This window comes from Noviherbaspirillum humi, assembly GCF_900188095.1.
GTDB lineage: Bacteria > Pseudomonadota > Gammaproteobacteria > Burkholderiales > Burkholderiaceae_D > Noviherbaspirillum > Noviherbaspirillum humi.
In genome coordinates this window covers 545,425-571,099 of the sequence record NZ_FZOT01000001.1, presented here as the reverse complement: position 1 = coordinate 571,099, position 25,675 = coordinate 545,425, and the positions used below count along the sequence as shown (strand labels likewise).

Annotated in this window: 22 protein-coding genes; 1 reads left to right on the top strand and 21 read right to left on the bottom strand. The window is 65.5% G+C overall.

Annotation, left to right across the window (positions count from 1 at the left end; genetic code table 11):
- Positions 1-41: 41 nt before the first annotated feature.
- The 6 genes from CHB88_RS02755 to CHB88_RS02730 form a co-directional block, all read right to left on the bottom strand.
- Positions 42-809, bottom strand: coding sequence for an enoyl-CoA hydratase (locus tag CHB88_RS02755; protein ID WP_089397733.1), 768 nt, complete (start codon positions 807-809; stop codon positions 42-44).
- 106 nt (positions 810-915) lie between these two features.
- A complete protein-coding gene (locus CHB88_RS02750; protein ID WP_089397732.1) occupies positions 916-2,112 on the bottom strand; it encodes an acetyl-CoA C-acyltransferase in 1,197 nt (398 codons plus the stop codon).
- A gap of 159 nt (positions 2,113-2,271) precedes the next feature.
- Positions 2,272-4,659 (bottom strand): 3-hydroxyacyl-CoA dehydrogenase/enoyl-CoA hydratase family protein, encoded by a 2,388-nt coding sequence (locus CHB88_RS02745; RefSeq protein WP_089397731.1) that lies wholly within the window; start codon positions 4,657-4,659, stop codon positions 2,272-2,274.
- Positions 4,660-4,992: 333 nt separating this feature from the next.
- Positions 4,993-6,783: an acyl-CoA dehydrogenase C-terminal domain-containing protein gene (locus tag CHB88_RS02740; protein ID WP_089397730.1), complete on the bottom strand. Its 1,791-nt coding sequence runs from the start codon at positions 6,781-6,783 to the stop codon at positions 4,993-4,995.
- Positions 6,784-6,804: 21 nt separating this feature from the next.
- Complete coding sequence (locus tag CHB88_RS02735; RefSeq protein WP_089397729.1) at positions 6,805-7,455, bottom strand: TetR/AcrR family transcriptional regulator; 651 nt, start codon at positions 7,453-7,455, stop codon at positions 6,805-6,807.
- Between the two features lie 198 nt (positions 7,456-7,653).
- A complete protein-coding gene (locus tag CHB88_RS02730; RefSeq protein ID WP_089397728.1) occupies positions 7,654-8,031 on the bottom strand; it encodes an RNA-binding S4 domain-containing protein in 378 nt (125 codons plus the stop codon).
- Between the two features lie 149 nt (positions 8,032-8,180).
- On the opposite strand from CHB88_RS02730, the gene CHB88_RS02725 reads away from it, so the two are divergent.
- A complete protein-coding gene (locus tag CHB88_RS02725; protein ID WP_089397727.1) occupies positions 8,181-8,651 on the top strand; it encodes a RidA family protein in 471 nt (156 codons plus the stop codon).
- Between the two features lie 30 nt (positions 8,652-8,681).
- On the opposite strand, the gene CHB88_RS02720 is transcribed toward CHB88_RS02725, so the two are convergent.
- The 15 genes from CHB88_RS02720 to CHB88_RS02650 form a co-directional block, all read right to left on the bottom strand.
- A complete protein-coding gene (locus tag CHB88_RS02720; protein ID WP_089397726.1) occupies positions 8,682-9,182 on the bottom strand; it encodes a pyridoxamine 5'-phosphate oxidase family protein in 501 nt (166 codons plus the stop codon).
- A gap of 123 nt (positions 9,183-9,305) precedes the next feature.
- On the bottom strand, positions 9,306-10,472 hold the full coding sequence (locus CHB88_RS02715) for a phospholipase D-like domain-containing protein (protein ID WP_089397725.1): 1,167 nt from the start codon (positions 10,470-10,472) through the stop codon (positions 9,306-9,308).
- Between the two features lie 89 nt (positions 10,473-10,561).
- A complete protein-coding gene (locus CHB88_RS02710) occupies positions 10,562-11,374 on the bottom strand; it encodes an endonuclease/exonuclease/phosphatase family protein (protein WP_089397724.1) in 813 nt (270 codons plus the stop codon).
- Positions 11,375-11,941 carry a dihydroneopterin triphosphate diphosphatase gene (nudB, locus tag CHB88_RS02705; RefSeq protein ID WP_089397723.1) on the bottom strand — a complete coding sequence of 189 codons (567 nt, stop codon included), beginning with the start codon at positions 11,939-11,941 and terminating at the stop codon, positions 11,375-11,377.
- A gap of 145 nt (positions 11,942-12,086) precedes the next feature.
- The gene (gene aspS / locus CHB88_RS02700) at positions 12,087-13,892 is read right to left on the bottom strand and encodes an aspartate--tRNA ligase (protein ID WP_089397722.1); all 1,806 of its coding nucleotides are present in this window, start codon (positions 13,890-13,892) and stop codon (positions 12,087-12,089) included.
- A 70-nt stretch (positions 13,893-13,962) separates the two neighbouring features.
- Positions 13,963-14,607, bottom strand: coding sequence for a DUF502 domain-containing protein (locus CHB88_RS02695; RefSeq protein ID WP_089397721.1), 645 nt, complete (start codon positions 14,605-14,607; stop codon positions 13,963-13,965).
- A 54-nt stretch (positions 14,608-14,661) separates the two neighbouring features.
- Positions 14,662-14,940 (bottom strand): FmdB family zinc ribbon protein, encoded by a 279-nt coding sequence (locus tag CHB88_RS02690; protein ID WP_089397720.1) that lies wholly within the window; start codon positions 14,938-14,940, stop codon positions 14,662-14,664.
- A gap of 126 nt (positions 14,941-15,066) precedes the next feature.
- Entirely contained in the window at positions 15,067-16,494 is a 1,428-nt protein-coding gene (locus CHB88_RS02685) for a high affinity choline transporter 1 (RefSeq protein ID WP_089397719.1), read from the bottom strand.
- A gap of 97 nt (positions 16,495-16,591) precedes the next feature.
- Complete coding sequence (ubiB, locus tag CHB88_RS02680) at positions 16,592-18,166, bottom strand: ubiquinone biosynthesis regulatory protein kinase UbiB (protein ID WP_089397718.1); 1,575 nt, start codon at positions 18,164-18,166, stop codon at positions 16,592-16,594.
- Positions 18,167-18,748 (bottom strand): ubiquinone biosynthesis accessory factor UbiJ, encoded by a 582-nt coding sequence (locus CHB88_RS02675; protein ID WP_089397717.1) that lies wholly within the window; start codon positions 18,746-18,748, stop codon positions 18,167-18,169.
- 80 nt (positions 18,749-18,828) lie between these two features.
- Positions 18,829-19,767, bottom strand: a complete 939-nt coding sequence (locus tag CHB88_RS02670; protein ID WP_089397716.1) for a Tim44 domain-containing protein — start codon at positions 19,765-19,767, stop codon at positions 18,829-18,831.
- Positions 19,768-19,831: 64 nt separating this feature from the next.
- Positions 19,832-20,566: a bifunctional demethylmenaquinone methyltransferase/2-methoxy-6-polyprenyl-1,4-benzoquinol methylase UbiE gene (gene ubiE / locus CHB88_RS02665; RefSeq protein ID WP_089397715.1), complete on the bottom strand. Its 735-nt coding sequence runs from the start codon at positions 20,564-20,566 to the stop codon at positions 19,832-19,834.
- 124 nt (positions 20,567-20,690) lie between these two features.
- Positions 20,691-21,122 (bottom strand): gamma-butyrobetaine hydroxylase family protein, encoded by a 432-nt coding sequence (locus CHB88_RS02660; RefSeq protein ID WP_089397714.1) that lies wholly within the window; start codon positions 21,120-21,122, stop codon positions 20,691-20,693.
- Between the two features lie 85 nt (positions 21,123-21,207).
- Positions 21,208-21,636, bottom strand: coding sequence for an HIT family protein (locus CHB88_RS02655; RefSeq protein ID WP_089397713.1), 429 nt, complete (start codon positions 21,634-21,636; stop codon positions 21,208-21,210).
- A gap of 3 nt (positions 21,637-21,639) precedes the next feature.
- The gene (locus CHB88_RS02650) at positions 21,640-25,638 is read right to left on the bottom strand and encodes a DUF3683 domain-containing protein (protein WP_089397712.1); all 3,999 of its coding nucleotides are present in this window, start codon (positions 25,636-25,638) and stop codon (positions 21,640-21,642) included.
- Positions 25,639-25,675: the final 37 nt, after the last annotated feature.

Sequence of the window (25,675 nt, the reverse complement as noted above, 5' to 3'; positions counted from 1 at the left end):
AGCAGCGGTTTTTATTTCCGCCGCCGCCCGAGGATTGATCATCAGGCAAATTTGGTGAAATCCGGCTTGCGCTTCTCGAAGAAGGCCTGGAACGCTTCCTTGGCTTCCGGCGCGCCCAGCATTTGCGCGAAATGCGCGCTCTCCTGATCCATGCGGGCATCGATCGCCTCGCGCACGGCGCCGCGCATCAGGCGCTTGGTGGCGCGCAGCGAAGAGGCCGGCAGCGCCGCCAGCCTGGCGGCCTGCGCCTGCGCGAAGCTAGGCAGTTCTTCCGCCGGCAGGACGCGGCTGACGAAGCCCATCTCGTAGGCCTCGCGGGCGCCGAAGGCTTCGCCCAGCATCAGCTTTTCCGCCGCGCGCGGATAGCCGACGATCTGCGGGAACAGCAGGCTGGAAGCGAATTCCGGGCACAGGCCGAGCTGGGTAAAGGGCATGGAGAACTTCGCGTTCTCGGCAGCATAGACCAGGTCGCAATGCATCAGCAGCGTGGTGCCGATGCCGATGGCCGCGCCGGACACGGCCGCCACCACCGGCTTGGTGCAGCCGCTCAGCGCGCGCATGAAGCGGCCCACCGAGCTGTCGCCGCCGATGGTGGGCGGGTTGTTGAGAAAGTCTTCCAGGTCGTTGCCGGCGGTGAAGATCTCCGGCTTGCCGGTGATGACCAGCACGCGCACCGCACTGTCGCGCTCGGCTTCGGTTACCGCGTCGGCCAGCAGCTGGTACATGCTGGCGGTGATGGCGTTCTTCTTCGCCGGGCGGTTGAATTCGATGGTGGCGATGCCGCCGTTGCGGCTGCTGAGAATGTCCATGCTGTCTCCTCTTGAATGCTTGGTCGATGGTTGGGTGCCTGCTGGAACGCGAATAAAAAAGCCGCATGACGCTAACCATGCGGCTTGGATGCGGCTCAGGCCATGGTCAGACGCGCTCGAAAATGCCGGCGGCGCCCATGCCGGTGCCGACGCACATGGTCACCATGCCGTACTTCAGGTTCTTGCGGCGCAGCGCATGCACCACGGTGGCGGAGCGGATCGCGCCGGTGGCGCCGAGCGGATGGCCGAGGGCGATGGCGCCGCCCATCGGGTTGACCTTGGCCGGATCGAGGCCGAGGTCGTTGATCACCGCCAGCGACTGCGCGGCGAAGGCTTCATTGAGCTCGTACCAGTCGATCTGGTCCTGGGTGATGCCGGCGGCACGGCAGGCGGCGGGAATCGCTTCCTTCGGCCCGATGCCCATGATCTCCGGCGGCACGCCGCGCACCGCGAAGGAGGCGAAGCGGGCCAGCGGCGTCAGATTGAACTGCTTCAGGATGCGCTCGCTGACCAGGATCAGCGCGCCGGCGCCGTCCGAGGTCTGGGAGCTGTTGCCGGCGGTGACGCTGCCCTTGGCGGCGAACACTGGCTTGAGCTTCGCCAGCGCCTCGATGCTGCTGTCGGCGCGCGGGCCTTCGTCCAGTTCCACCGTGCGGCGGCGCGTGTCGATCTCGCCGCTCTGCAGGTTGGGCGAACGCTCGATGATCTCGATCGGCGTCATCTCATCCTTGAATTCGCCCGCCTGCTGGGCGGCGATGGCGCGGCGATGCGACTCCAGCGCGAAGGCATCCTGAGCCTCGCGCGTCACCTTCCACTGCTGCGCCACCTTCTCGGCGGTGAGGCCCATGCCGTAAGCCATGCCGATGTTCTCATCCTTGAAGATCTCCATGTTCATCGACGGATGGAAGCCCATCATCGGCACCATGGACATGGATTCGGCGCCGGCGGCGATCATCACGTCGGCCTGGCCGACGCGGATACGGTCGGCCGCCATGGCGACGGCGGTGATGCCGGATGCGCAGTAGCGGTTGACGGTGACGCCGCCCACGCTGTTCGGCAGGCCTGCCAGCAGCACCGCCATGCGGCCGAGGTTCAGTCCCTGCGGCCCCTCGGGGAACGAGCAGCCGACGATCGCATCCTCGATCAGCTTCGGATCGAGGTTGGGCACCTGAGCCACGGCCGACTGGATGGCGCGCACCAGCAGATCATCCGGGCGCACGTTGCGGAACATGCCGCGCGGCGCCTTGCCGATCGGGGTGCGGGTGGCGGCGACGATGTAGGCGTCTTGAAGTTGGGTAGTCATGGTCTTGCTCCTTGTCTTCCCCTCCCCCTCAGGGGGAGGGCTAGGGTGAGGGTGGGTTTCTTCCGCACGTCGAGAACTTTCTTTACTCGCGACAGAAACCCATCCCCACCCCAACCCTCCCCTTGAAGGGGAGGGAGATCGTTTTCGAGTGAACGAACGTTAGTTACGCACCGGCTTCCCCGTCTGCATCATGCCCATGATCCGTTCCTGGGTCTTGGGATGGCCGAGCAACTCCATGAAAGCCTTGCGCTCCAGGTCGAGCAGCCACTGCTCGCTCACCAGGCTGCCGGCATCCACGTCGCCGCCGCTGACGATCTCGGCGATCATGCTGCCGAGCTTGAAGTCGTGGGCGGAGATGAAGCCGCCGTCGCGCATGTTCACGAGTTGGGCCTTGATCGTGGCGAGACCGTAGCGGCCCACCACCGGCACCAGCGCGCGGCGCGGCGGACGATAGCCGGCGTCGGCCAGCGCCCGCACCTGGCTCTTGGCCACGTGCAGCAGCTCGTACGGGTTGAACACGATGACGTCGTCCGGCTTCAGGTAGCCCATCTTCTGCGCTTCCAGGGCCGACTTCGACACCGCCGCGGTGGCGGCATGGGTGAAGTAATCCTTCAGGAACTGCAGGATGTCGTTGCCCTTGGCATCGGCCGCGGCGCGCACCGCCGCTTCCTTCAGGCCGCCGCCCGCCGGCACCAGGCCGACGCCGACTTCCACCAGGCCGATGTAGGACTCGATCGACGCGACCCGGCGCGCCGCATGCATCATCAGCTCGGCGCCGCCGCCCAGCGCCAGGCCGGCGACCGCGGCCACCACCGGGACGTTCGCATACTTCAGGTTCTGATGCGCCTGCTGCAGCTTGGCGACTTCCGGCTCGATCGCCTTCAGGCCGCCCGACATGAACACCGGCAGCATGGACTGCAGGTCGGCGCCGGCTGAGAAGGCGCCCCCTTCGGCCGCATCGGCGCTCCAGATCACCAGGCCCTGGTAGCCGCGCTCCGCTTCCTCCACCGCCTTTGCCAGGCCATTGATCACGCCCTGGCCGATCACGTGCATCTTGGTCTTGAGCGACAGGATCAGCACGCCGTCATCCTGGTGCCAGATGCGCACCGATTCATCCTCGAATACCGTGGTGCCGCCCTTGCTGCCGTCCACGGCGCCCTCGCCCAGCAGCGGCGCGCGGAAAGCCTGGCGCTGGTACACCGGCAGCTGCAGGCGCGGCACGTAGGCCTGGCGCGACGGCGACCAGGAGCCTTCCGGCGTATGCACGCCGTCGCGGCCGTCGAAAACCCAGGCCGGCAGCGGCGTGTTGCAAAGGGCTTTGCCGGCGTCGATGTCTTCCTTCACCCAGGTCGCCACCTGCTGCCAGCCGGCCGCCTGCCAGTTCTCGAAGGGGCCGGTCTTCCAGCCGAAGCCCCAGCGCAGCGCGAAGTCGACGTCGCGCGCATTGTCGGCGATGGTGTCCAGATGGACCGCGATGTAGTGGAAGGCGTCGCGGAAGATGGACCAGAGGAATTGCGCCTGCGGATTGGTGGAGTCGTGCAGCGCCTTCATGCGCTTGGCCGGATCCTTTTCCTTCAGGATGCGGCCGACCAGGTCATCCGCCTTCTTGCCGCCCGGGACGTAGTTGCCGCTGGCCGGATCGAAGCGCTGGATATCCTTGCCCACCTTCTTGTAGAAGCCGGCGCCGGTCTTTTGCCCGAGCGCGCCGGCGCCGATCAGCTTGGCCAGGGTATCGGGCGTCTTGTAGACCGCGAAGAAGGGGTCGTCGGCCAGGTTGTCCTGCATGGTCTTGATGACGTGGCCCATGGTGTCCAGGCCGACCACGTCGGCGGTGCGGAAGGTGCCGGACTTGGCGCGGCCGAGGCGGGCGCCGGTCAGGTCGTCGACCACGTCGTAGGACAGACCGAATTTCTCCGCCTCATGGATGGTGGCCAGCATGCCGAAGATGCCGACGCGGTTGGCGATGAAGTTGGGCGTGTCCTTGGCCCGCACCACCCCCTTGCCGAGCGTGGTGGTGAGGAAGCCTTCCAGCTGGTCGAGGATGTCGGGGCGGGTGGCGGCGGTCGGGATCAGCTCCACCAGGTGCATGTAGCGCGGCGGATTGAAGAAATGCACGCCGCAGAAGCGGGATTTCAGGTCGGCATCGAAGCCTTCCGACAGCGCGGTGATCGACAGGCCGGAGGTGTTCGACGCGAAGATGGCGTTCGGGCCGATGTGCGGCGCGACCTTCTTGTACAGGTCGTGCTTCCAATCCATGCGCTCGGCGATGGCCTCGATGATCAGGTCGCAGCCCTTCAGCAGGTCGAGGTTGTCCTCGTAATTGGCAGCCTCGATCAGCGCGGCATCGTCCTTGTTGCCGAGCGGCGCGGGATTGAGCTTCTTCAGGTTATCGATGGCGCGCTGGACGATGCCGTTCTTGGCGCCTTCCCTGGCCGGCAGGTCGAACAGCACCACCGGCACCCGGGCATTGACGCAATGGGCGGCAATCTGCGCCCCCATCACGCCGGCGCCGAGCACGGCGACTTTCTTGACGATGAAATTGGACATGGAATCTCCTCTTTGTCTGGTTCGCACTTGTTGAGGGCGAAGCAGGGAATTTGTGGGCTGCGTGCTGTACCTACAACATTGTTCCGTTTGCAGGCACCGAATTAGCGCTTACCCATCAAGGAAGCTCCCTCCCCCTCAGGGGGAGGGTTGGGGCGCAGCAGGTAATCCGGACAGCATGCTGTCCGCCTGCGAAGCCGTCAGCGCTTGCAAGCGCTGCTGGCTGCGCAGGCGCGGAGCAGTGCTCCGCGAAACCCCTGCTACGCCCCTAACCCTCCGCTTGAAAGGGAGGGGACTTTCTTTACAATTTTAAATAAGTGTTCAAGTTGCAGCGGCTCAAAACCACGCCTCCGCCATCCCCATCTCATTCGCCGCGCCGGACCGCGCCTGGCGGATCAGCATCGCCGTCTCCGGCAGCAGGCGCGCGAAATAGAAGCGCGCCGTCGCCAGCTTGGCCTTGTAGAAATCGTCACCGGAGTCCTGCTTCTCGAGCGCGATCTTCGCCATCTGCGCGAACAGGAAAGCGAACACCAGATGACCGGCCACGCGCAGGTAGGGCACGGCGGCGGCGCCGACCTCGTCCTGATTCTGGAAGGCCTTCATGCCGATTTCCATGGTCAGCTTGGTGAGCTTCTCGCCCAGGTCGGCCAGCGGCGTGACGAACTCGGACATCGCCTCGTCGGTGCCGTTCTCTTCGACGAAGGCCTGCACCTTGGCGCCGAACTTGCGCAGCTTGGCGCCGTTGTCCATCAGGATCTTTCGGCCCAGCAGGTCGAGCGACTGGATGGTGTTGGTGCCTTCGTAGATCATGTTGATGCGGGCGTCGCGCACGAACTGCTCCATGCCCCATTCGGCGATGAAGCCATGGCCGCCGTAGACCTGCATCGCTTCCGAAGTGGCGATCCAGCCGTTGTCGGTGAGGAAGGCCTTGATGATCGGGGTCAGCAGCGCCACTTCGTCGGCGGCGTCCTTGCGCACCTGCTCGTCCGGATGGTTCAACTCGCGGTCGATCTGCAGCGCCACGTAGGAGCTGAAGGCGCGGCCGCCCTCGGCGAAGGCGCGGGCGGTGAGCAGCATGCGGCGCACGTCGGGATGCACGATGATCGGGTCGGCCGGCTTGTCGGGCGCCTTCGCACCGGACAGGCTGCGCATCTGTACCCGATCCTTCGCGTAGGCCACCGCATTCTGGTAGGCGACCTCGGTCAAGCCGAGCGACTGCATGCCGACGCCGAGACGGGCGGCGTTCATCATCACGAACATTGCGTTCAAGCCCTTGTTCGGCTCGCCGATCAGCCAGCCGGTGGCGCCGTCCAGGTTCATCTGGCAGGTGGAGTTGCCGTGGATGCCCATCTTCTCTTCCAGCGCGCCGCAGAAGATTGGGTTGCGCTCGCCGGGATTGCCGGCGGCGTCGGGCAGGTATTTCGGCACCAGGAACAGCGAGATGCCCTTGGTTCCCGCCGGCGCATCCGGCAGGCGCGCCAGCACCAGATGGATGATGTTGGCCGACATCTCGTGCTCGCCAGCGGAGATGAAGATCTTGCCGCCGGTGATGCGGTAGGAGCCGTCGCCCTGCGGCTCGGCCTTGGTGCGCAGCAGGCCGAGGTCGGTGCCGCAGTGCGACTCGGTCAGGCACATGGTGCCGGTCCATTCGCCCGACACCAGCTTGGGCAGGTACAGCGCCTTCTGTTCCGGCGTCCCGTGCTCGTGCAGGCATTCATAGGCGCCGTGGGACAGGCCGGGATACATGGTCCAGGCCTGGTTGGCCGAATTCAGCATCTCGTAGAAGGAGTTGTTGATCACGATCGGCAAGCCCTGGCCGCCGAATTCCGGATCGCAGGACAGCGAGGGCCAGCCGGCCTCGACGTATTTCTGGTACGCCTCGCGAAAGCCCGTCGGCGTCTGCACCACGCGGGTTTCCTTGTTCAGGCGGCAGCCTTCGTGGTCGCCGACGCGGTTCAGCGGAAACACGACTTCGGCGGCAAACTTGCCGCCCTCATCCAGCACTTGGTTGATGATGTCGGTGTCGACCTCGGCATGCACGGGGAGCTGCTTCAGCTCGTCTTCGACCTTCAAGAGCTCGTGCAGCACGAATTGCATGTCGCGCAGGGGCGGATTGTATTGGGGCATGGTGGTCTCCTGGTCTGACGATTACGATGGCTTGCCGACGGTGGTTTGGGATTCGGCGCCGGCCTCGGCCAGCGGCAGCGCGTCGGGATTGCGATAGGTGGAAATCAGGCGTTCGAATCCGGCTTCGGCGCGGTGCACGCTGCCCGGCTTCTTCAGGAAGCGGGCGTCGTGATGCAGCGCCAGTATCAATCCATACATCTCGTACACCAGCTGGTCGGGATCGGTATTCGGACGCAGATGGCGGGCATCGATGGCCTGCTGCACGCAGCGCCGCAGCGCCGCCTGCCAGATGCCGACCATTTCCGCCAGCTCCTCGCGTATCGCCCCGGGCCGGTCGTCGTACTCCACCGCGCCGCTGATATAGATGCAGCCGGAGGCGATTTCGACCGAGACGCGCCGCACCCAGTTGGCGAACATCGCCTCCAGGCGCGGCAGGCCGCGCGGCTGCTTCATGCTGGGGTAGAACACGTCCTGCTCGAAATGGCGGTGGTAAAGCTTCAACACTTCGATCTGCAAATCTTCACGCGAGCCGAAATGGGCGAACACGCCGGATTTGCTCATGTTCATCTTGTCGGCCAGCAGGCCGATGGTCAGCCCTTCAAGACCGTCGCGGCTCGCGAGATCGAGTGCGACGTCGAGAATGGCGGCTCGGGTCAGTTCGCCTTTGCGCATAATGAATCAGTTAATGGATGGCTGAAAATACCGGCGATTGCGGAGCGGCGATCGAGCGAACTCGCATGCCGGCCCGCGATCGATTGATACGAACGATCGTACTATTATCTACCGGGGGGCAAAAGTCAAACCGGAACTTAGAGATAGTCTTCTAGCGGCGACAACCGGGCACGGCTGCGTACCCTGGCGGCGCAGGTTTCATGCGCCGGACTTGTCGATCAGCCGGCGGTCGCGCTTGGTGGGACGTCCCTTGAGGTGGGATGCGGGTTCGCGGAAATAGCGGCGCTGCTCGGCCGCCTGTTCGCGGCGGCGTACACTTTCCTCGGTTTCCTCATACAGCGCCTGGGCGACCGGCGCCGGCCCGCGCTTGTCGGAGACGTCCTTCACGATCACCTGCCATTCGGTCGAGCCGTTGTCGATGTCGAGCTTGTCGCCCGCCTTGACGTTGCGGGCGGGCTTGATGCGATCGCCGTCAAGCTGCACCTTGCCGCGCTCCACCGCATCGGTGGCGAGCGAACGGGTCTTGAAGAAGCGGGCGGCCCAGAGCCACTTGTCGATGCGTACGGTGTCGGTCATGTGAAAACGAATGGCGCAAAAGGCCATTGTAGGCGCTTGGGGCCGGGCTTGCGCATGGCGCGCGCAAGCCCGGCCCCATACCCGCTTCCTGGCGGCAAGGCGCGGTCTCGCTTACCATGATGACGAAATCACCATCACAGGAGATAGGCATGGAACGGGAAAGCCGATTGGTGGCCGTGGTAGCCGAACTGGGATTCGACCTTTCCGCGCCGATCAAGGTGGGCGGCGATTATGCGCCCATCATCGTCCACGACGGGCAGGCGCATGTGAGCGGCCAGATTCCGCGCATCGGGGATGTCGTGGCGGTGACGGGCCGAGTCGGCGATGAGGCGACGCTCGAAGCCGCCCGCCATGCGGCGAAGATCGGCATCATCCGTGCCCTGGCCCTGCTGAGGCAGGCGCTCGGCTCGCTGGACCGGGTCTCGCGCGCCTTGCACATGACGGTTTATGTGCAATCGGCGGAGGGCTTCACCCAGCAGAGCGAGGTGGCCGATGCCGCTTCGGCGGTGCTGCACCATGTGCTGGGCGAGGCCGGCATCCATGCCCGCACCTCGGTCGGCGTGTTCAGGCTGCCGAAAAATGCGGCGGTGGAAATCAGTCTGACGGCGGCAGTCGACTGACGCGGCGGGCAGCGCCGCCCGGCGGGATCATCAATTGTGCACCGTGCGGTTCTCGCCGAGCGCGTCGGTGTTGCCGGTGGCGATGCCCTTGGCCAAGCCATACAGGCGCTTGAGCGTGCTGCCCGGCGCATCCCAATATTCGGCGCGCTCGATGGATACCTTCAGCAGCACCAGGTTGGGATCGTCCAGTCCCTGCGGAAACCAGGGCTTGATCCACGGCGTCCACAACTCCTGCATCTTCTGCTTGTCGCGCACCACGCTGCAGGTGCCGGAGATGGAGAGGTAGTCCTGCTTGTCGGTGCGGGCATAGCTGAGGTTGACCTGCCGGTGCTGCTCCGCCTCCTCCACCTTGCCGGAATCCATGCCGGTGAAGAACCACAGGTTGCCGGTGGCATCCAGCTGCATGGTGGACATCGGGCGGCTACGCAGCGTGCCGTCAGCTTCCTCGGTGGTCATCATGGCGAACTTGATTTCCTGCACCAGCTCCGCCACTTTCCCGAGGTCATCGTTTTCCTGTTCCTGTACATCCATGGCTGCTCCTTGAAATGGCCGGTCGAACGTCACGGGCCCGACCGCATGCCCATGCAGGCAGTGACGGCAGGCATGATCCAAAGTTCATTGTCCAGGACAGATACGGCGCTGCTATTCGCGCTGCTATTCGGTATAGCGGCCCAGCGTCAGCACCCGCAGCACGGCCTTGTAGAACACATAGGCCGCGCCGTAGGCGAAGCGGCGGTACCAGGGAATGGAGACATAATCCTGCAGCCGGATCGGCACGCCTTCTGCCACCGCCTGTTCGATATGCCTGCGCAGCTTGAGCGCGAACTTGTGGTTGCGCACCACGATGTTGGCTTCATGGTTGACGAACAGGCTCAAGCCATCCCAGTTGCTGGAGCCGACGGTGGCCCATTCATCGTCGATCACCGCCACCTTGCCATGCAGCTGGGTCTTGCGGTACTCGACCACCTTGACGCCCGCCTTCAGCAACCTCGGATAGAAGGAATGCGCCACCGCGTCCTGCATGCGGAACTGGCCGACGCCGATCAGCAGCGTCACTTCCACGCCGCGCCGCGCCGCCGCCGCCAGCCCGTCGCGCAGCTTGCGCCCCGGCGCGAAATAGGGGTTGGCCAGCAGTGCCCGGCGCCGCGCCGTGCCGAGCGCGCGCAGGTAGGCCTTCTGGATGGTGCGGCGGTTGCGCAGGTTGTCGCGCACCACCAGCCCGGCCATCGCCGGGCCTTCCACGTCGGCCGGCACCACTTGATAGCGGTCGCGGAACCGCTCCCAGCGGTAGCGCAAGGCAGCATCGCCGATCAGCAGCCACTGCGCCTGCACCTCCGCATGAATGGCAGCCACCAGCGGCCCGACCACCCGCACCGCGAAGTCCCAGCGCGGCGCCGGCAGCGGTATGTTGAGCCCGTCGTCGGAGACCATGTCGTCATTGATGTTCAGGCCGCCGAGCAGGGCCACGCGGCCATCAACGACACAGATCTTGCGATGGTTGCGGGCGATGCCGCGCCGGAACCATGCATTGAAGACGCGGTGATTCACGCCCGTTTCGCGCAGGGTTCGATGGAGCGCGAGCGATTCCTGGCGGCCGGTGCCGAGCCAGTCGTTGACGACATTGACCGAAACGCCGCGGGCGGCGGCGCCGGACAGCGCCTGCGCCACCCGGGAACCGGTCGAGTCCAGCATGAAGATGTAGGTTTCGAGATAGATTTCCTGCCGCGCCTCGTCGATGGCGGCGATCAGCGCCGGAAAGAACTCGGCGCCGCAGTAGAGCAACTGGATGTCGTTTCGGGCGGTGAAGCTGACGGAACGCATAGGGTTGGAAGTGCCTTGGCGGCGGACGATCGTTGCCGGCTATTCTACCCGCCGTCGGGACGCGCCCGCCTTGAACGCCGGCAAGCCTCTCAGGCCGTGACCATCTCCGGTTCCAGCACCAGATCGGCCACGATGGGGGCATGGTCGGACAGCTTGGTCCAGACGCCGCCGTGCATGACCTTGGCCGACTCCACCTGGAAACCCCGCACATAGATGCGGTCCAGCCGCAGCCAGGGCAGCGCCGCCGGGAAGGTGCGCGCCGGCTTCATCTGCGGGCCGCGTCCCGCCATGCGGCGCAGGTAGGTGCCGAAGCCGCGCGCGCTCAAATCCTCGTCGAACACTTCCTTCACGCCGAGCCCTTCGCGCAGGCGGTCGCTGAGCTGGTTGGTCCAGTCGTTGAAGTCGCCGGCGATGATCACCGGCGCGTCCGGCGGCGAGGAACCGGTCACCGCCTCCACCAGCGCCTCGGTCTGGCGCTTGCGGCTGCGGGCGAACAGGCCGAGATGGATGACATAGCAGTGGATCTGCGCCGCCGGCGCCTGCACCACGCAGTGCAGGATGCCGCGCGATTCGTAGGCATGGTCCGACACGTCCTGGTTGCGCCAGGAAAGGATGGGAAAGCCGCTCAGCAGGGCATTGCCATGATGGCCGTGGTCATACATCGCATTCATGCCGTACACCGAGTTGAGTTCCTCGCCGGCGAGGAAGTCATGCTGCGGCTGATCCGGCCACTTCATCGCATGCTTGGTGGCATACAGGTCGTGCCGGCCCTGCACTTCCTGCAGGAAAAGAATGTCGGCCTTGAGTGTGCTGATCGCCTGCTTCAGCGCATGCACCCGCGGCTGGGCGCGGAAGCTGGTAACGCCTTTATGGATGTTGTAAGTCGCGATCCGGATCTTCATCTAGTTTTCTATCCTTGCTCTGGATGCATCATCACCTGCTGCTTGGGCCGGTTTTACCGCGCATGGTTCCTTCCCGGCATGGCGCGGCAGCTGCAGGATGGCCTCCGCGTTCGACGGCGAGAAGCAGCGGTCCGCCGCCTCGCGCCAGGGCAGCCAGACATGGTTCAGGTGTTCCCGCGGCGCCAGCGTGACAGGAATGCCGCGCGGCACTTGCAGGCCGAACACATGCTCGGTATTGCGCGTGACGCCGGGCGCATAGCGATGGCGCCAGACGGGATAGATTTCATAGACGTTCGATAAGCCCCAGTCGCGCAAGTTTCGCAGCGGCACTTCATGCGGCGCGAAAAGGGTGCCGGGCACCGCATCCACCAGCGCGATGCCGGTCTCCTCCCACACCTCGCGCCGCGCGGTGTCGGCCAGCGGTTCGTCCGGCGCATCGCGCGAGCCGGTCACCGATTGCCAGTAGCCGGGGCGGTCTGCGCGCTCGATCAGCAGCACCTCGAGATCAGGGCTGTGGATCACCACCAGGACGGATTCGGGGATCTTGTAGCGCGGCGGATTCTGCATGGATCGGTAGGCACGTGAAGCGCGGCAATTCAGTGATTGCCTATTATGGCCGAAGCGGAAGAATCTGCCCGGGGCCACGGCAAAGCGCAAGACGAAAAAGGGCGCCCGCAGGCGCCCTTTTTCATGCCGAAGCGATGCAGCGCGATCAGCCCTTGACTGCCGGCTCCACGTTGCGCAGGCGGATGTGCAGTTCGCGCAGCTGCTTCTCGTCGACTTCCGACGGCGCGTGGGTCAGCAGGTCCTGAGCGCGCTGGGTTTTGGGGAAGGCGATGACGTCGCGGATCGATTCGGCGCCGGCCATCATGGTGACGATGCGGTCGAGGCCGAAGGCCAGGCCGCCGTGCGGCGGCGCGCCGTACTGCAGCGCATCCAGCAGGAAGCCGAACTTCAGCTGCGCTTCCTCGGCGCCGATCTTCAGCGCGCGGAACACCTTGCTCTGCACCTCGGCGCGGTGGATACGGACCGACCCGCCGCCCAGTTCCCAGCCGTTGAGCACCATGTCGTAGGCCTTGGCCAGCGCCTTGCCCGGATCGGTCTGCAGGAAATCTTCGTGGCCATCCTTGGGCGAGGTGAAGGGATGGTGGGCGGCGACGTAGCGCTGGTCGTCCTCGTCGTACTCGAACATCGGGAAGTCGATCACCCAGAGCGGCTTCCAGACGTCGTCGAACAGGCCGTTCTTCTTGCCGAAGTCGCTGTGGCCGATCTTCACGCGCAGCGCGCCGATGGCATCGTTGACCACCTTGGCCTTGTCGGCGCCGAAGAAGATCAGGTCGCCGTCCTGGGCGCCGGTGCGCTCGATGATCTGGGCCAGCGCGGCGTCGTGGATGTTCTTGACGATCGGCGATTGCAGGCCGTCGCGGCCCTTGGCCTTCTCGTTGACCTTGATGTAGGCCAGGCCCTTGGCGCCGTAGATGGCGACGAACTGGGTGTAGGCATCGATCTCGGAGCGCGGCATGGCGCCGCCGCCCGGCACGCGCAGGCCGACCACGCGGCCGCCTTCCATGTTGGCGGCGCCGGAGAAGACCTTGAACTCCACGTCCTTCATCACCTCGGTCAGGTCGGTGAATGCCAGCTTGACGCGCATGTCAGGCTTGTCGGAGCCGTACTTGCCCATGGCCTCGGCATACTCCATCACCGGGAACGGGTTCGGCAGGTCGACGTCGAGCACGTTCTTGAAGACGCCGCGGATCATGCCCTCGAACAGGTCGCGGATCTCCTGCTCGTTCATGAAGGAGGTTTCGCAGTCGATCTGGGTGAATTCCGGCTGGCGGTCGGCGCGCAGGTCTTCGTCGCGGAAGCACTTGGTGATCTGGTAGTAGCGGTCGAAGTTGGCCACCATCAGCAGCTGCTTGAACAGCTGCGGCGACTGCGGCAGCGCGAAGAAGTTGCCCGGGTTGACGCGCGACGGCACCAGGTAGTCGCGCGCGCCTTCCGGCGTGGATTTGGTCAGCATTGGCGTTTCGATGTCGATGAAGCCGTTGGCATCCAGAAACTTGCGCACTTCCATCGTCACGCGGTAGCGCAGGCGCAGGTTGTTCTGCATCTGCGGCCGGCGCAGGTCGAGCACGCGGTGGGTCAGGCGGGTGGTCTCCGACAGATTGTCGTCATCCAGCTGGAACGGCGGGGTGACGGACGGATTCAGCACTTGCAGCTCGTGGCACAGCACTTCGATGTTGCCGGACTTCAGGTTGGCGTTGGTGGTGCCTTCGGGACGGGCGCGGACCACGCCGGTGATGCGCAGGCAGAACTCGTTGCGCACAGCTTCGGCGGTCTTGAACACCTCGGCGCGGTCCGGGTCGCACACCACCTGCACCAGGCCTTCGCGGTCGCGCAGGTCGATGAAGATGACGCCGCCGTGGTCGCGCCGGCGGTGCACCCAGCCGCACACGCTGACGGTTTGGCCGAGAAGCGCCTCGGTGACGAGGCCGCAATATTGAGTTCGCATAGACATGATCGGATTCCTGGTTCGGATGCTGGATAACTGGTTGAGGCGGCACGTGGAACGCGCCGCCGGAAAGGGTTCAAGTGCGGGTCGGCTCCGGCTGGGGCTTGTTCCTGGCGCCAGCCGCCGCAGCCACATGCTCGGGCGTCACCACGCCCATGGACACGATGTATTTCAGCGCTTCGTCGACGCTCATGTTGAGCTCGATCGCATCGGCGCGCGGCACCATCAGGAAGAAGCCGGAGGTCGGGTTGGGCGTAGTGGGCACGTAGACGCTGACATAGTCGCCGACGAGATGGTTGCGGACGTCGCCGCCGGGGGTGCCGGTGAGAAAGGCGATGGTCCAGGAGCCTTCGCGCGGATACTGCACCAGCAGGGCCTTGCGGAAGGCGTTGCCGGAAGAGGAAAACAGGGTATCGGAGACCTGCTTGACGCTGGAGTAAATCGAGCGCACCACCGGAATGCGGTTGAGCAGCATTTCCCAGGCGATCACCAGCTTCTTGCCGATGAAATTGCGGGTCAGCAGGCCGGTGAAGAAGATGATCAGCAGCGTCAGCAGCGTGCCCAGGCCGGGGAAGCGGAAGCCGAGCACCGCCTCCGGCTGCCAGCGCGCGGGCAGCAGCAGGAGCGACTGGTCCATGGTGCTGATGATCAGGTTCAGCACCCACAGGGTGATGGCGAGCGGGACCAGGATCAGGAGGCCCGTGATGAAGTATTTGCGCATGCTGGTCGCTGGTCGTGGTTGGGTGGTCGCTCTGCCGGCGGCGTCAGGCCGCGCTCACTCGGCGGCGGAACTGCTCGCGGGCGCCGCGTCCGAGGTGCCGGTGGCTTGCTTGCTGCCGCTGTTGGCCGCCGGCGTCGAGGTGCTGCCGGAGCCGTTGCGGAAATCGGTCACATACCAGCCGGTGCCCTTGAGCTGGAAGCCGGCGGCGGTGAGCTGCTTCTTGAAGCTGGACTTGCCGCAGGTCGGGCAGTCGGTCAGCGGCGCATCGGACACTTTTTGCAGAACATCTTTGGCAAAGCCGCAAGCTTCGCAGCGATAGGCATAGATTGGCATGGAATTCCCTCCGCAAAAAATCGTACAAAACCCTGAATTATAAAGTTATTCCGGGCGAAATTCGAGGGAAATGCCGGGCTTGCGAGCTTGGCAAGGATTTGCCGCCCGTACCCGGGCTCAGGCAGTTCAGGCGGCGCGGGCCGGGCGGCCCAGCAGCTGCGGCATCAGCGAGCCGGCCAGCATGCCGGAGAGGCTCATCAGCACGCCCACCAGCTGCGGCGGCCACAAGCCTTCCGGCGCCAGCGCTTCCAGCAGGATCCAGGAGGAAAGGCCGAGGAGGATGGACAGCAGCGCGCCCTGCCCGCTCGCCCGCTTCCAGTACAGGCCGAACACCAGCGGCACGAAGGCCGCCACCAGGGTGATCTTGTAGGCGTTCTCCACCATCTTGTAGATGCTGGAGGAAGTGTTCATGGCGAAGGCGGTGACGATCACGGTGAACACCAGCACCACGATGCGCATCGACAGCAGAAACTGCCTGTCGCTCTGCTTCGGCAGCAGTTCCTTCAGCACGTTCTCGGTGAAGGTCACCGACGGCGCCAGCAGCGTGGCGCTGGCGCAGCTCTTGATCGCCGACAGCAGCGCGCCGAAGAACATGACCTGGGCGATGATCGGCACCTTGGTCATGATCAGGGTCGGCAGGATCAGCTGAGGGTCCTTGTCGATCAGGCCGCTCACCATGGCGGGATCGATCAGGGTGGCGGAATAGGCCAGGAACATCGGGATGAAGGCGAAGCAGAAGTACAGCACGCCGCCCAGCACCGAGGCGCGGCCGGCGGTCTGCTCGTCCTTGGAGGAAGCCACCCGCTGGAACACGTCCTGCTGGGGAATGGAGCCGAGCATCATGGTGATCCAGGCGGCGAAGAACCACAGCACCTCGCGCGCCGTCGGCGCCGGCCAGAGCGCCAGCTTGCCGGCGTCCGCCGCATGCGCCACCACCGCGCCGGCGCCGCCCACCAGGCCGGACACTTCCCAGCCGATGTAGAGCATGCCGATGACGATGATGATCATCTGCAGGAAATCGGTGATGGCCACCGAGAACATGCCGCCCATCAGGGTGTAGAGGAGCACGCTGGCGGCGCCGATGATCATGCCGGTCTCGGCCGAGATGGCGCCGCCGGAGACGACGTTGAACACCAGGCCGAGCGCCTTGATCTGGGCCGCCACCCAGCCGAGGTAGGAAACCACGATGCACAGCGTGATCATCATTTCCACGCCGCGGCCGAAGCGGGCCTTGTAGTAGTCGCCGATGGTCAGCAGGTTCATGCGGTACAGCGGGCGGGCGAAGAACAGGCCGACCAGGATCAGGCAGAGCGAGGAGCCGAACGGATCCGCCACCACGCCGCGCAGGCCGTCCTTGAGGAAGGCGGAGGGGATGCCGAGCACCGTTTCCGAGCCGAACCAAGTGGCGAACACAGTGGCGGTGACCACGTACATCGGCAAAGAGCGGCCGGCCACCGCGAAATCCTTGGAACTGTTGACGAATTTCGCCGCGTACAGCCCGATGCCGACCGAGATGACCCAATAGAGAATGACGAACCAGATCAGGGCGTTCATGGCGATCCTTGCGCGATGAAGTGGGAGGGTGATGGCGGGAAAACCGGCAAATTATAGCGGCAGGATGCGCCTGCACGGCCGATTTTCACGCTCCCGCTCACCCGCCGTTGCCGGACAGGCGCAGCAGCAGCTGGGTCAGCAGCACCCCGCCGACCAGGCCGCCGCCGAAATACAGGATGCGGGCCAGCATGGTGTTAGTGCGGCGCAGCTCGATCAGCATCTGCTTCAGCATCTCGTTGGTGGAATCTTCGGCTGCATCGCCGTTCTTCTTCAGCGCGTCATGCAGCAGGCGCGGCAATTCCGGCAGCAGCTGGTTGTAGCGCGGCGCCTCTTCCTTGAAGCGCTGTACCAGGCCGCGCCAGCCGATCTGCTCCTGCATCCAGCGCTCCAGGTACGGCTTGGCAGTCTTCCACAGGTCGAGGTCGGGATCCAGCTGCCGGCCCAGGCCTTCGATGTTGAGCAGCGTCTTCTGCAGCAGCACCAGCTGCGGCTGCACCTCGACGTTGAAGCGGCGCGAGGTCTGGAACAGGCGCAGCAGCACCTGGCCGAAGGAGATGTCCTTCAGCGGCCGGTCGAAGATCGGTTCGCAGCAGGCCCGCACCGCCGCCTCCAGCTCATCCACCCGGGTTTCCTTCGGCGCCCAGCCGGACTCGATGTGCGCCTCTGCCACCCGCTTGTAGTCGCGGCGGAAGAAGGCGAGGAAGTTCTGCGACAGGTAATCCTTGTCGAAGTCGGTGAGCGTGCCGACGATGCCGAAATCCAGCGCGATGTAGCGGCCGAAGCTTTCCGGCGCCACCGATACCTGGATGTTCCCGGGATGCATGTCGGCATGGAAGAAACCGTCGCGGAACACCTGGGTGAAGAAGATTTCCACGCCGTCGCTGGACAATTTCTTCAGGTCGACGCCGGCGGCGATCAAACGCTCGGTCTGGGAAATCGGGATGCCGTGCATGCGCTCCATCACGATCACCGAGGTGGAGCAGTAATCCCAGTACATCTCCGGCACCAGCAGCAGGCTGGAGCCGTTGAAGTTGCGCCGCAGCTGGCTGGCATTGGCGGCTTCCCGCATCAGGTCGAGCTCGTCGTGCAAGTACTTGTCGAACTCCGCCACCACCTCGCGCGGCTTCAGCCGGCGGCCGTCGGCCCAGAGCCGCTCCATCCAGCCGGCGGCGACCTGCATCAGGGCGATGTCCTCGTCGATGGATTTCTTCATGCCGGGCCGCAGCACCTTCACCGCCACCTGCTTGCCATCCTTGAGGGTGGCGAAATGCACCTGGGCGATGGAGGCGGAGGCGACCGGCTGGCGTTCGAAGCTGGCGAACAGGTCGTCCGGATGGGCGCCGAGCGCCCGCTTGATCTGCATGATCGCGATGTCCGGATCGAACGGCGGCACCCTGTCCTGCAGGCGCGCCAGTTCGTCGGCGATGTCGGGCGGCATCAGGTCGCGCCGGGTGGACAGCACCTGGCCGAACTTGACGAAGATCGGCCCGAGGTCTTCCAGCGCCTGGCGCAGGCGAATGCCGCGCGGCACCGACAGATCGCGCCAGAACATCACGCCGCCGAGCAGGCGGGCGGTGCGCGGCTTGACCAGGCCGGAAATGGCGATATCGTCCAGGCCGTAGCGCATCGCCACCCGGAAGATCTTGAACAGTCGCAGGAAACGGCCCAGCATCTAGCGCTGCCCTTCCAGCTTGGACAGGCGCTTTTCCAGACGCTCGACGTCGTCGCGCAGGCGCGCCACCTCATCGGCGAAATCGTTCACCGCGCGCGGCCGCACCAGCACCGGTTTTTCTTCGAGGAAGTACTCGGCAAGATTCTCGGCCACCTTCTGCTGCGTCGCCCGCACGCCGCCAGCCAGGCCGCGCGCGGCGCCGACCACCCGCACCGCCGCCACGTCGCCGATCAGGCGGCTGAGGTCGGCTTCCGCCTCCCAGCGCAGCGATTGCATGACATGCGAGATGGCATTGGCGAAATCGGCATCGCCCTCGATGGTGACGTAGGACACGGCGCGCTCGCGGTTCTGCAGGATCAGCGGCAGGTCGGCCAGCCTGGCGCGCAGGGTGACATGGGCCGGCACGTCGGCGGCGACGTCCTCCGCCATGCCGTCGGCGGCGATGCGCAGGCGGACGGCGACCGGGCCGGCTTCGAACACGGCGACCTTGCCAGCATGGACGGCGAGCTTGTCGCGCGCCCAGCTTTCCCGGGCGAGCAGATGGTTGAGGACGGCGGGAATGGGGGTGGGGATGAAGGTCATGGCCACAAAACAAAACCGCCCGTGACGATTCACGGGCGGCTCACAGTGTAACAGTTGCCGGCTGGATCGACGGCGACGGATCAGGCGGAGGCCACCTGCTGGATGCCGGCCAGTACCCAGCCGCCCTGGCCGGCCACCGGCTTGGTCAGGTTCCAGATTTCGGTGAACGGCTCGGCCGTGGCGTTCTCCGCTTCCCGGATCATGCCGGAGAAGCGCACGCTCGCCAGGTGATCCGCACCGGCGGTTTCCATGCCGAGCAGCTGGGCGTCGAGCGAGACCACGTCGGTATGATTGGGCGTGGCGCCGCGCTCCTGCAGCTGCAGGCGCAGCTCGGCGAACATCTCGGGCGTGGTGAATTCGCGGATGTCGTTGATGTCGCCACGGTCCCAGGCGGCCTGCAGGCGGATGAAATACGTCTTCGCATGGCGCAGGAAGCTGGCGGCATCGAAATCCGCCGGCACGCCGTAGGGCGCGGCGCCCGCAGCAGCGCCACCCGCCACCGGGGCTTCGACCTGGAATGCCGTAGCCTGGGTCGGCTCCAGGCGCGAGCCGATTTCCGGCGTGCGCGCCGCCGGCGCATCGGCGCCGTAGCCGGCGTAGGAAGGACGCGGCTCTTCGTAGCCGTTCTTGCGCCGGAACAGGCGCATCAGCATCATCACGCCGAAGAACAGCAGGCCGAACATCAGCAGCGTGCCGATGACGTTGGCCATGGCGCCGCCGAGGCCGAAATGCGAGAGCAGCGCGCCGAGGCCCAGGCCGAGCAAGGCGCCGCCGAGGATGTTGCGCCACGGGCTGGGCGGCTTTACCGCCGGAGCCGGCGCGGGTGCCTGCGGCCGGGCAGCCTGGCTCTGGGCCGGCGCTACGGACTGGTTAGGCGTGGCCATCGGCGCGGACCGGCTGGCGCTCTGCGACTGGCGGCCGATGGAACCGCCGCCGCCCATGCGCTTAGCCTCGGCATCGGCCGCGACCATGGCCATCGCGCTCAGCGCCACCATGCATGTCACGAAAAGCTTCTTCATATGTCCTCCGACCATTGGGTCCATTGGGTCATTACACGAACATCGGCGCCGCGAGGCGGCGGTCTCAAAACTTGATGCCGGTATGCAGCGCCGCCACGCCGGCAGTCAGGTTGTGGTACTGCACCCGGTCCAGACCGGCTTCCTGCATCATCCGCTTCAGGGTTTCCTGGTCAGGATGCATGCGGATCGACTCGGCCAGATAGCGGTAGCTTTCGGCGTCGTTGGCGATGCGCTTGCCCAGCCATGGCAGCACCGAGAAGGAATAGGTGTCGTACGGCTTCTGCAGCGGCTCCCACACCTTGGAAAACTCCAGCACCAGCAGCTTGCCGCCGGGCTTGAGCACCCGCTGCATTTCCTTCAGCGCCGCATCCTTGTGCGTCATGTTGCGCAAGCCGAAGGCCACGCTCACCCGGTCGAAATAATTGCCGGGGAACGGCAGCTTCTCGGCGTCACAAAGTAATGTGGGGATGGCCAGCCCCTTGTTCAATAGGCGGTCGCGTCCAACCCGCAGCATCGATTCATTGATGTCGGTGAGCCAAACTTCGCCGGTCGAGCCGGCCTGGCGGGCGAAGGCCTTCGCCAGGTCGCCCGTGCCGCCGGCGATGTCGAGCACCTTGAAGCCGGGCCGCACGCCCGCCTGGGCGATGGTGAAGGTCTTCCAGATGCGGTGCAGGCCGCCCGACATCAGGTCGTTCATGACGTCGTACTTCTGCGCAACCGAGTGAAAGACCTCGGCCACCTTGTGCACCTTCTCTTCTTCCGCGACGGTCTGGTAACCGAAGTGGGTGGTATCGCTCATGTCCGCGCCTGTTGGATCAATCGCACCATGTCGCTTTCATGCCATTGCGACAAGTGCCGGATGTCGATAGTTCCTCCGCGCCTTGCTGCGCTGCAGGAGGAACGCCGTTCAAAACCTGTGTGCTTCAATGCTGGTGGCCGCAGCCATGGCCGCCCGCCTTCGCCGCCATCGGCGCGTCGCGCCCGCTTTCGCGGGTATGGCCGGCCGCCTCCAGGCGCTGCAGATAGTCTTCCCACAACTGGGCCTGGTTGCTGCCCAGCCAGTGCAGATACTCCCAGGAGTAGATGCCCGTGTCGTGGCCGTCGGAGAAGCGCGGCTGCACCGCGTAGTTGCCGACCGCCTCGATGGCGTCGATGGAGACGCTGCGCTTGCCGGTCTGCAGGGTTTCCTGTCCCGGACCGTGGCCGCGCACGTCGGCCGAAGGCGAATACACCCGCATCAGTTCGAACGGCAGCGAGAAATTGCTGCCGTCGTCGAAGGCGATTTCCAGGACGCGGGACTGCTTGTGGACCGTCAGCGCGGTCGGAATGGGTGCTGCTTTCTTGGTGTCAGCCATGGCGAATGAAGGAGTGGATGAGCGCCGCGCCCTGCGGCGCGGTGCGCCGCCGCACGTGTCGGCGACCGTGCCATTATGGCAGCGTTCAGGAAAAGCGCCTGATGATAGCGTCGCGCAGCGCCGGCAGCAACGCCGTCCGTGCCGCGATGCGCTCCGGGTCCGCCGCGCGCCGAGCCGCGGCCCAGGTCGGCGCCGGGAAGTGCTGGTCGTCGGCGAAGCGCGGGATCAGGTGCCAGTGCACGTGGGGCACCATGTTGCCGAAGCTGGCGAGGTTGATCTTCGCCGGCTGCATGACTTCGCGCAGGGCTTCTTCGACCCGCCAGACGGTGTCCATCAGTTCGCTGCGTTCAGCCGGTGAGAGATCGGTCATCTCGGCCGCATGCGCCTGCCGGATCACGCGGCAGAAGCCGGGATAGCCCGGCTCGTCCACCAGCACCACCCGGAAGGCCGGGCGCTGCACCAGCACCTCGCCGCCGGGCTGGCGGCACAGTTCGCAGGAAGCGCTGCCGGTCATGCCTTACACCAGCACCCGCTCGATGCCGCCATTGTTGGCGCGGGCGACGTAGTCCGGCATCCAGTCCTCGCCGAGCAGGTGGCGCGCCATCTCGACCACGATGTAGTCGGCGTCGGTGCCCGAATCCTGGTTGTAGCGCGTCAGGCCCTGCAGGCAGGACGGGCAGGAGGTCAGGATCTTGACGTCGCCGGTGAAGCCGTCCGCCCGCACCTTGTCGGCGCCCTTGCGCATCTCTTCCTCCTTGCGGAAGCGGACCTGGGTGGCGATGTCGGGGCGCGACACGGCGAAGGTGCCGGACTCGCCGCAGCAGCGGTCGTTCTTTTCGATCTTCTGGTTGTCCGCCGTGGTGATGAGCGCATTCACCGTCTTCACCGAATCCTGCATCTTCATCGGGTTGTGGCACGGCTCGTGGTACATGTAGCGGGTGCCGGTCACGCCTTCCAGCTTGACGCCCTTCTCCAGCAGGTAGTCGTGGATGTCGATGATGCGGCAGCCGGGGAAGATCTTCTCGAATTCATAGCCTTCGAGCTGGTCGTAGCAGGTGCCGCAGGACACCACCACCGTCTTGATGTCGAGGTAGTTCAGGGTGTTGGCAACGCGATGGAACAGCACCCGGTTGTCGGTCATCATCTTCTCGGCCTTGTCGTACTGGCCGGCGCCGCGCTGCGGATAGCCGCAGCACAGGTAGCCCGGCGGCAGCACGGTCTGCACGCCCACATGCCAGAGCATGGCCTGGGTGGCGAGGCCGACCTGGGAGAACAGGCGCTCGGAGCCGCAGCCCGGGAAGTAGAACACCGCCTCGGTATCGGCCGTGGTTTTCTTCGGGTCGCGGATGATGGGGACGATCTTGTCATCCTCGATGTCGAGCAGCGCCCGCGCCGTCTTCTTCGGCAGGTTGCCCGGCATCTTCTTGTTGATGAAGTGGATCACCTGCTCCTTGACCGGCGGCTTGCCATGGGTCGAGGGCGGCGCCTTGGTCTGCTTCTTGGCGAATTTCTTCAGCACCTCGTTGCCGAGGCGCTGCGCCTTGTAGCCCCAGCCCATCATCATCTCGCGGGTGGCGTTGATGGTGGACGGGTCGGTGGCGTTGAGGAAGAACATCGACGCCGCGGTGCCGGGGTTGAAGGATTTCTTGTCCATCTTGCGCAGCAGGTTGCGCATGTTCATGGACACGTCGCCGAAGTCGATGTCGACCGGACACGGCTTGACGCAGCGGTGGCAGACGGTGCAGTGGTCGGCCACGTCCTCGAACTCTTCCCAGTGGCGGATGGAGACGCCGCGCCGGGTCTGCTCCTCGTACAGGAAAGCCTCCACCAGCAGCGAGGTGGCAAGGATCTTGTTGCGGGGCGAGTAGAGCAGGTTGGCGCGCGGCACGTGGGTGGTGCACACCGGCTTGCACTTGCCGCAGCGCAGGCAGTCCTTGACGCTGTTGGCGATGGCGCCGATGTCGCTCTGCTGCATGATCAGCGATTCATGGCCCATCAGGCCGAAGGACGGCGTGTAGGCGTTGCGCAGGTCGGCCGGGAGGGCGGGATCGTCCAGCAGCTTGCCCTTGTTGAAGCGGCCTTCCGGATCGACGCGCCGCTTGTAGTCGCGGAATTCGCCGATCTCGTCCTCGGTCAGGAACTCCAGCTTGGTGATGCCGATGCCGTGCTCGCCGGAGATCACGCCGTCGAGCGAGCGCGCCAGCGTCATGATGCGCGCCACGGCGGCGTGCGCATCCTGCAGCATCTCGTAGTGGTCGGAGTTGACCGGGATGTTGGTGTGGACGTTGCCGTCGCCGGCGTGCATGTGCAGCGCCACGAACACGCGGCCGCGCAGCACCTTCTTGTGGATGGCGCCGCACTCTTCCAGGATCAGGCGGAAGGCGGCGCCGTTGAAGATCTGGCGCAGCTGGGCGCGGATTTCCTGCTTCCAGGAGACGCGCACGGTGCGGTCCTGAACCACATGGAACACGGCGGCGTCCGGCTGGCGCTTGAGGCGGTCCTCGAAGGTGCCGGCCGGGCGGTCCAGGCCGAAGGCGACCAATTCGTCATGCGCATCCTTCAGCGGCTTGTCGAGCTGGGTCAGCAGGTAGGTCCAGCGCTGCTGCACGTCGCGCAGCAGGTTCTCGGCCTGCTCGACGCGATCGCCGAGCAGCTCGGACGGCGGGATGTCGCCGTTTTCCGCATCCTCGCTCTTGGCCAGCGGCAGGTGGCCGGCGGCGAAGAAGGCGCGCAGCTCGGACACCAGCTGCAGCTTGTTCTTGATCGACAGCTCGATGTTGATGCGCTCGATGCCGTCGGTGTACTCGCCCATGCGGTCGAGCGGGATCACCACGTCTTCGTTGATCTTGAAGGCGTTGGTGTGCTTGGCGATGGCGGCGGTGCGGGCGCGGTCGAGCCAGAATTTCTTGCGGGTCTCCGGGCTGACGGCGACGAAGCCCTCGCCCACCCGGGTATTGGCCATGCGCACCACTTCCGAGGCGGCGCGGGCGACCGCCTCCTCGTCGTCGCCGACGATGTCGCCGAACAGCGCCATCTTCGGCAGGATGCCGCGCTTGGACTTGGTGGCATAGCCGACCGCGCGCAGGTAGCGCTCGTCCAGGTGCTCCAGGCCGGCCAGGATGGCGCCGCCCTTGCGCGTCTCGGCATCGAGGTAATCCTTGATCTCGACGATCGAGGGGATGGCATCCCGCGCCTGGCCGAAGAACTCGAGGCAGACGGTACGGGTGTACTTCGGCATCTTGTGCAGGATCCAGCGCGCCGAGGTGATCAGGCCGTCGCAGCCTTCCTTCTGCACGCCGGGCAGGCCGGACAGGAACTTGTCGGTGACGTCCTTGCCCAGGCCTTCCTTGCGGAAGCGGCGGCCCTCGATGGTGAGGATTTCGGTCTTGAACGGCGCGTTGCTCTTGCCGCGCTCGGCGGGATGGGTCCATTCAAGCTTGAACTGAACCAGCGGCGCGTCATGGATCTTGCCGAGGTTGTGCTCCAGGCGGGTGACTTCCAGCCAGTCGCCGTTCGGGTCGACCATGCGCCAGCTGGCGAGGTTGTCCAGCGCCGTGCCCCACAGCACCGCCTTCTTGCCGCCGGCGTTCATGGCGATGTTGCCGCCGATGCAGGAGGCCTCCGCCGAGGTCGGGTCGACCGCGAACACGAAGCCGGCCTTTTCGGCGGCATCGGCCACGCGCTTGGTGACCACGCCGGCGCCGGAGTAGATGGTGGCGTAGGGACGGTCCACGCCCGGCAGGGTCAGCATCTCGACTTCGCCGAGCTGCTCCAGCTTCTCGGTGTTGATCACCGCCGACATCGGCGTCAGCGGCACGGCGCCGCCGGTGTAGCCGGTGCCGCCGCCGCGCGGGATGATGGTCAGGCCGAGCTCGATGCAAGCCTTGACCAGGCCGGCCATCTCTTCCTCGGCGTCCGGGGTCAGCACCACGAACGGGTATTCGACGCGCCAGTCGGTGGCGTCGGTGACGTGCGACACGCGCGACAGCCCGTCGAAGCGGATGTTGTCCTTCGCGGTATAGCGGCCCAGCACCCGCATCGCCCGCTTGCGCAGGTCATACATGGCGCGGAATTCCTCGCCGAAGTCCGCCACCGCCTTGCGCGCCGCCTGCAGCAGCACGCCCACGTTCTCGCTGCGCTGGCGCACCGCCGGATCGCTGTCGGTTTCATCGGCGCCGACGCGGCGCTTCTCGACCTCGCTCAGCCGGTGGTTGAGCGCATCGATCAGTTCCTGGCGCCGCTTCGGGTTGTCCAGCAGGTCGTCCTGCAGATAGGGATTGCGCCGCACCACCCAGATGTCGCCCAACACCTCGTACAGCATGCGCGCCGAACGGCCGGTCTGGCGGGCGCCGCGCAATTCGTCGAGCAGGCGCCAGGCATCCTCGCCGAGCAGGCGCATGACGATTTCACGGTCGGAGAACGAGGTGTAGTTGTACGGAATCTCGCGCAGGCGGTTCGGCTGGGGGCCGGCGTGGGACTCGGACAGGAGGGCTTGGATTTGTGCGGGGGCGTTCATTGCGGGGGTGTTTCGAGCTGACGCTAAACAGGCATTT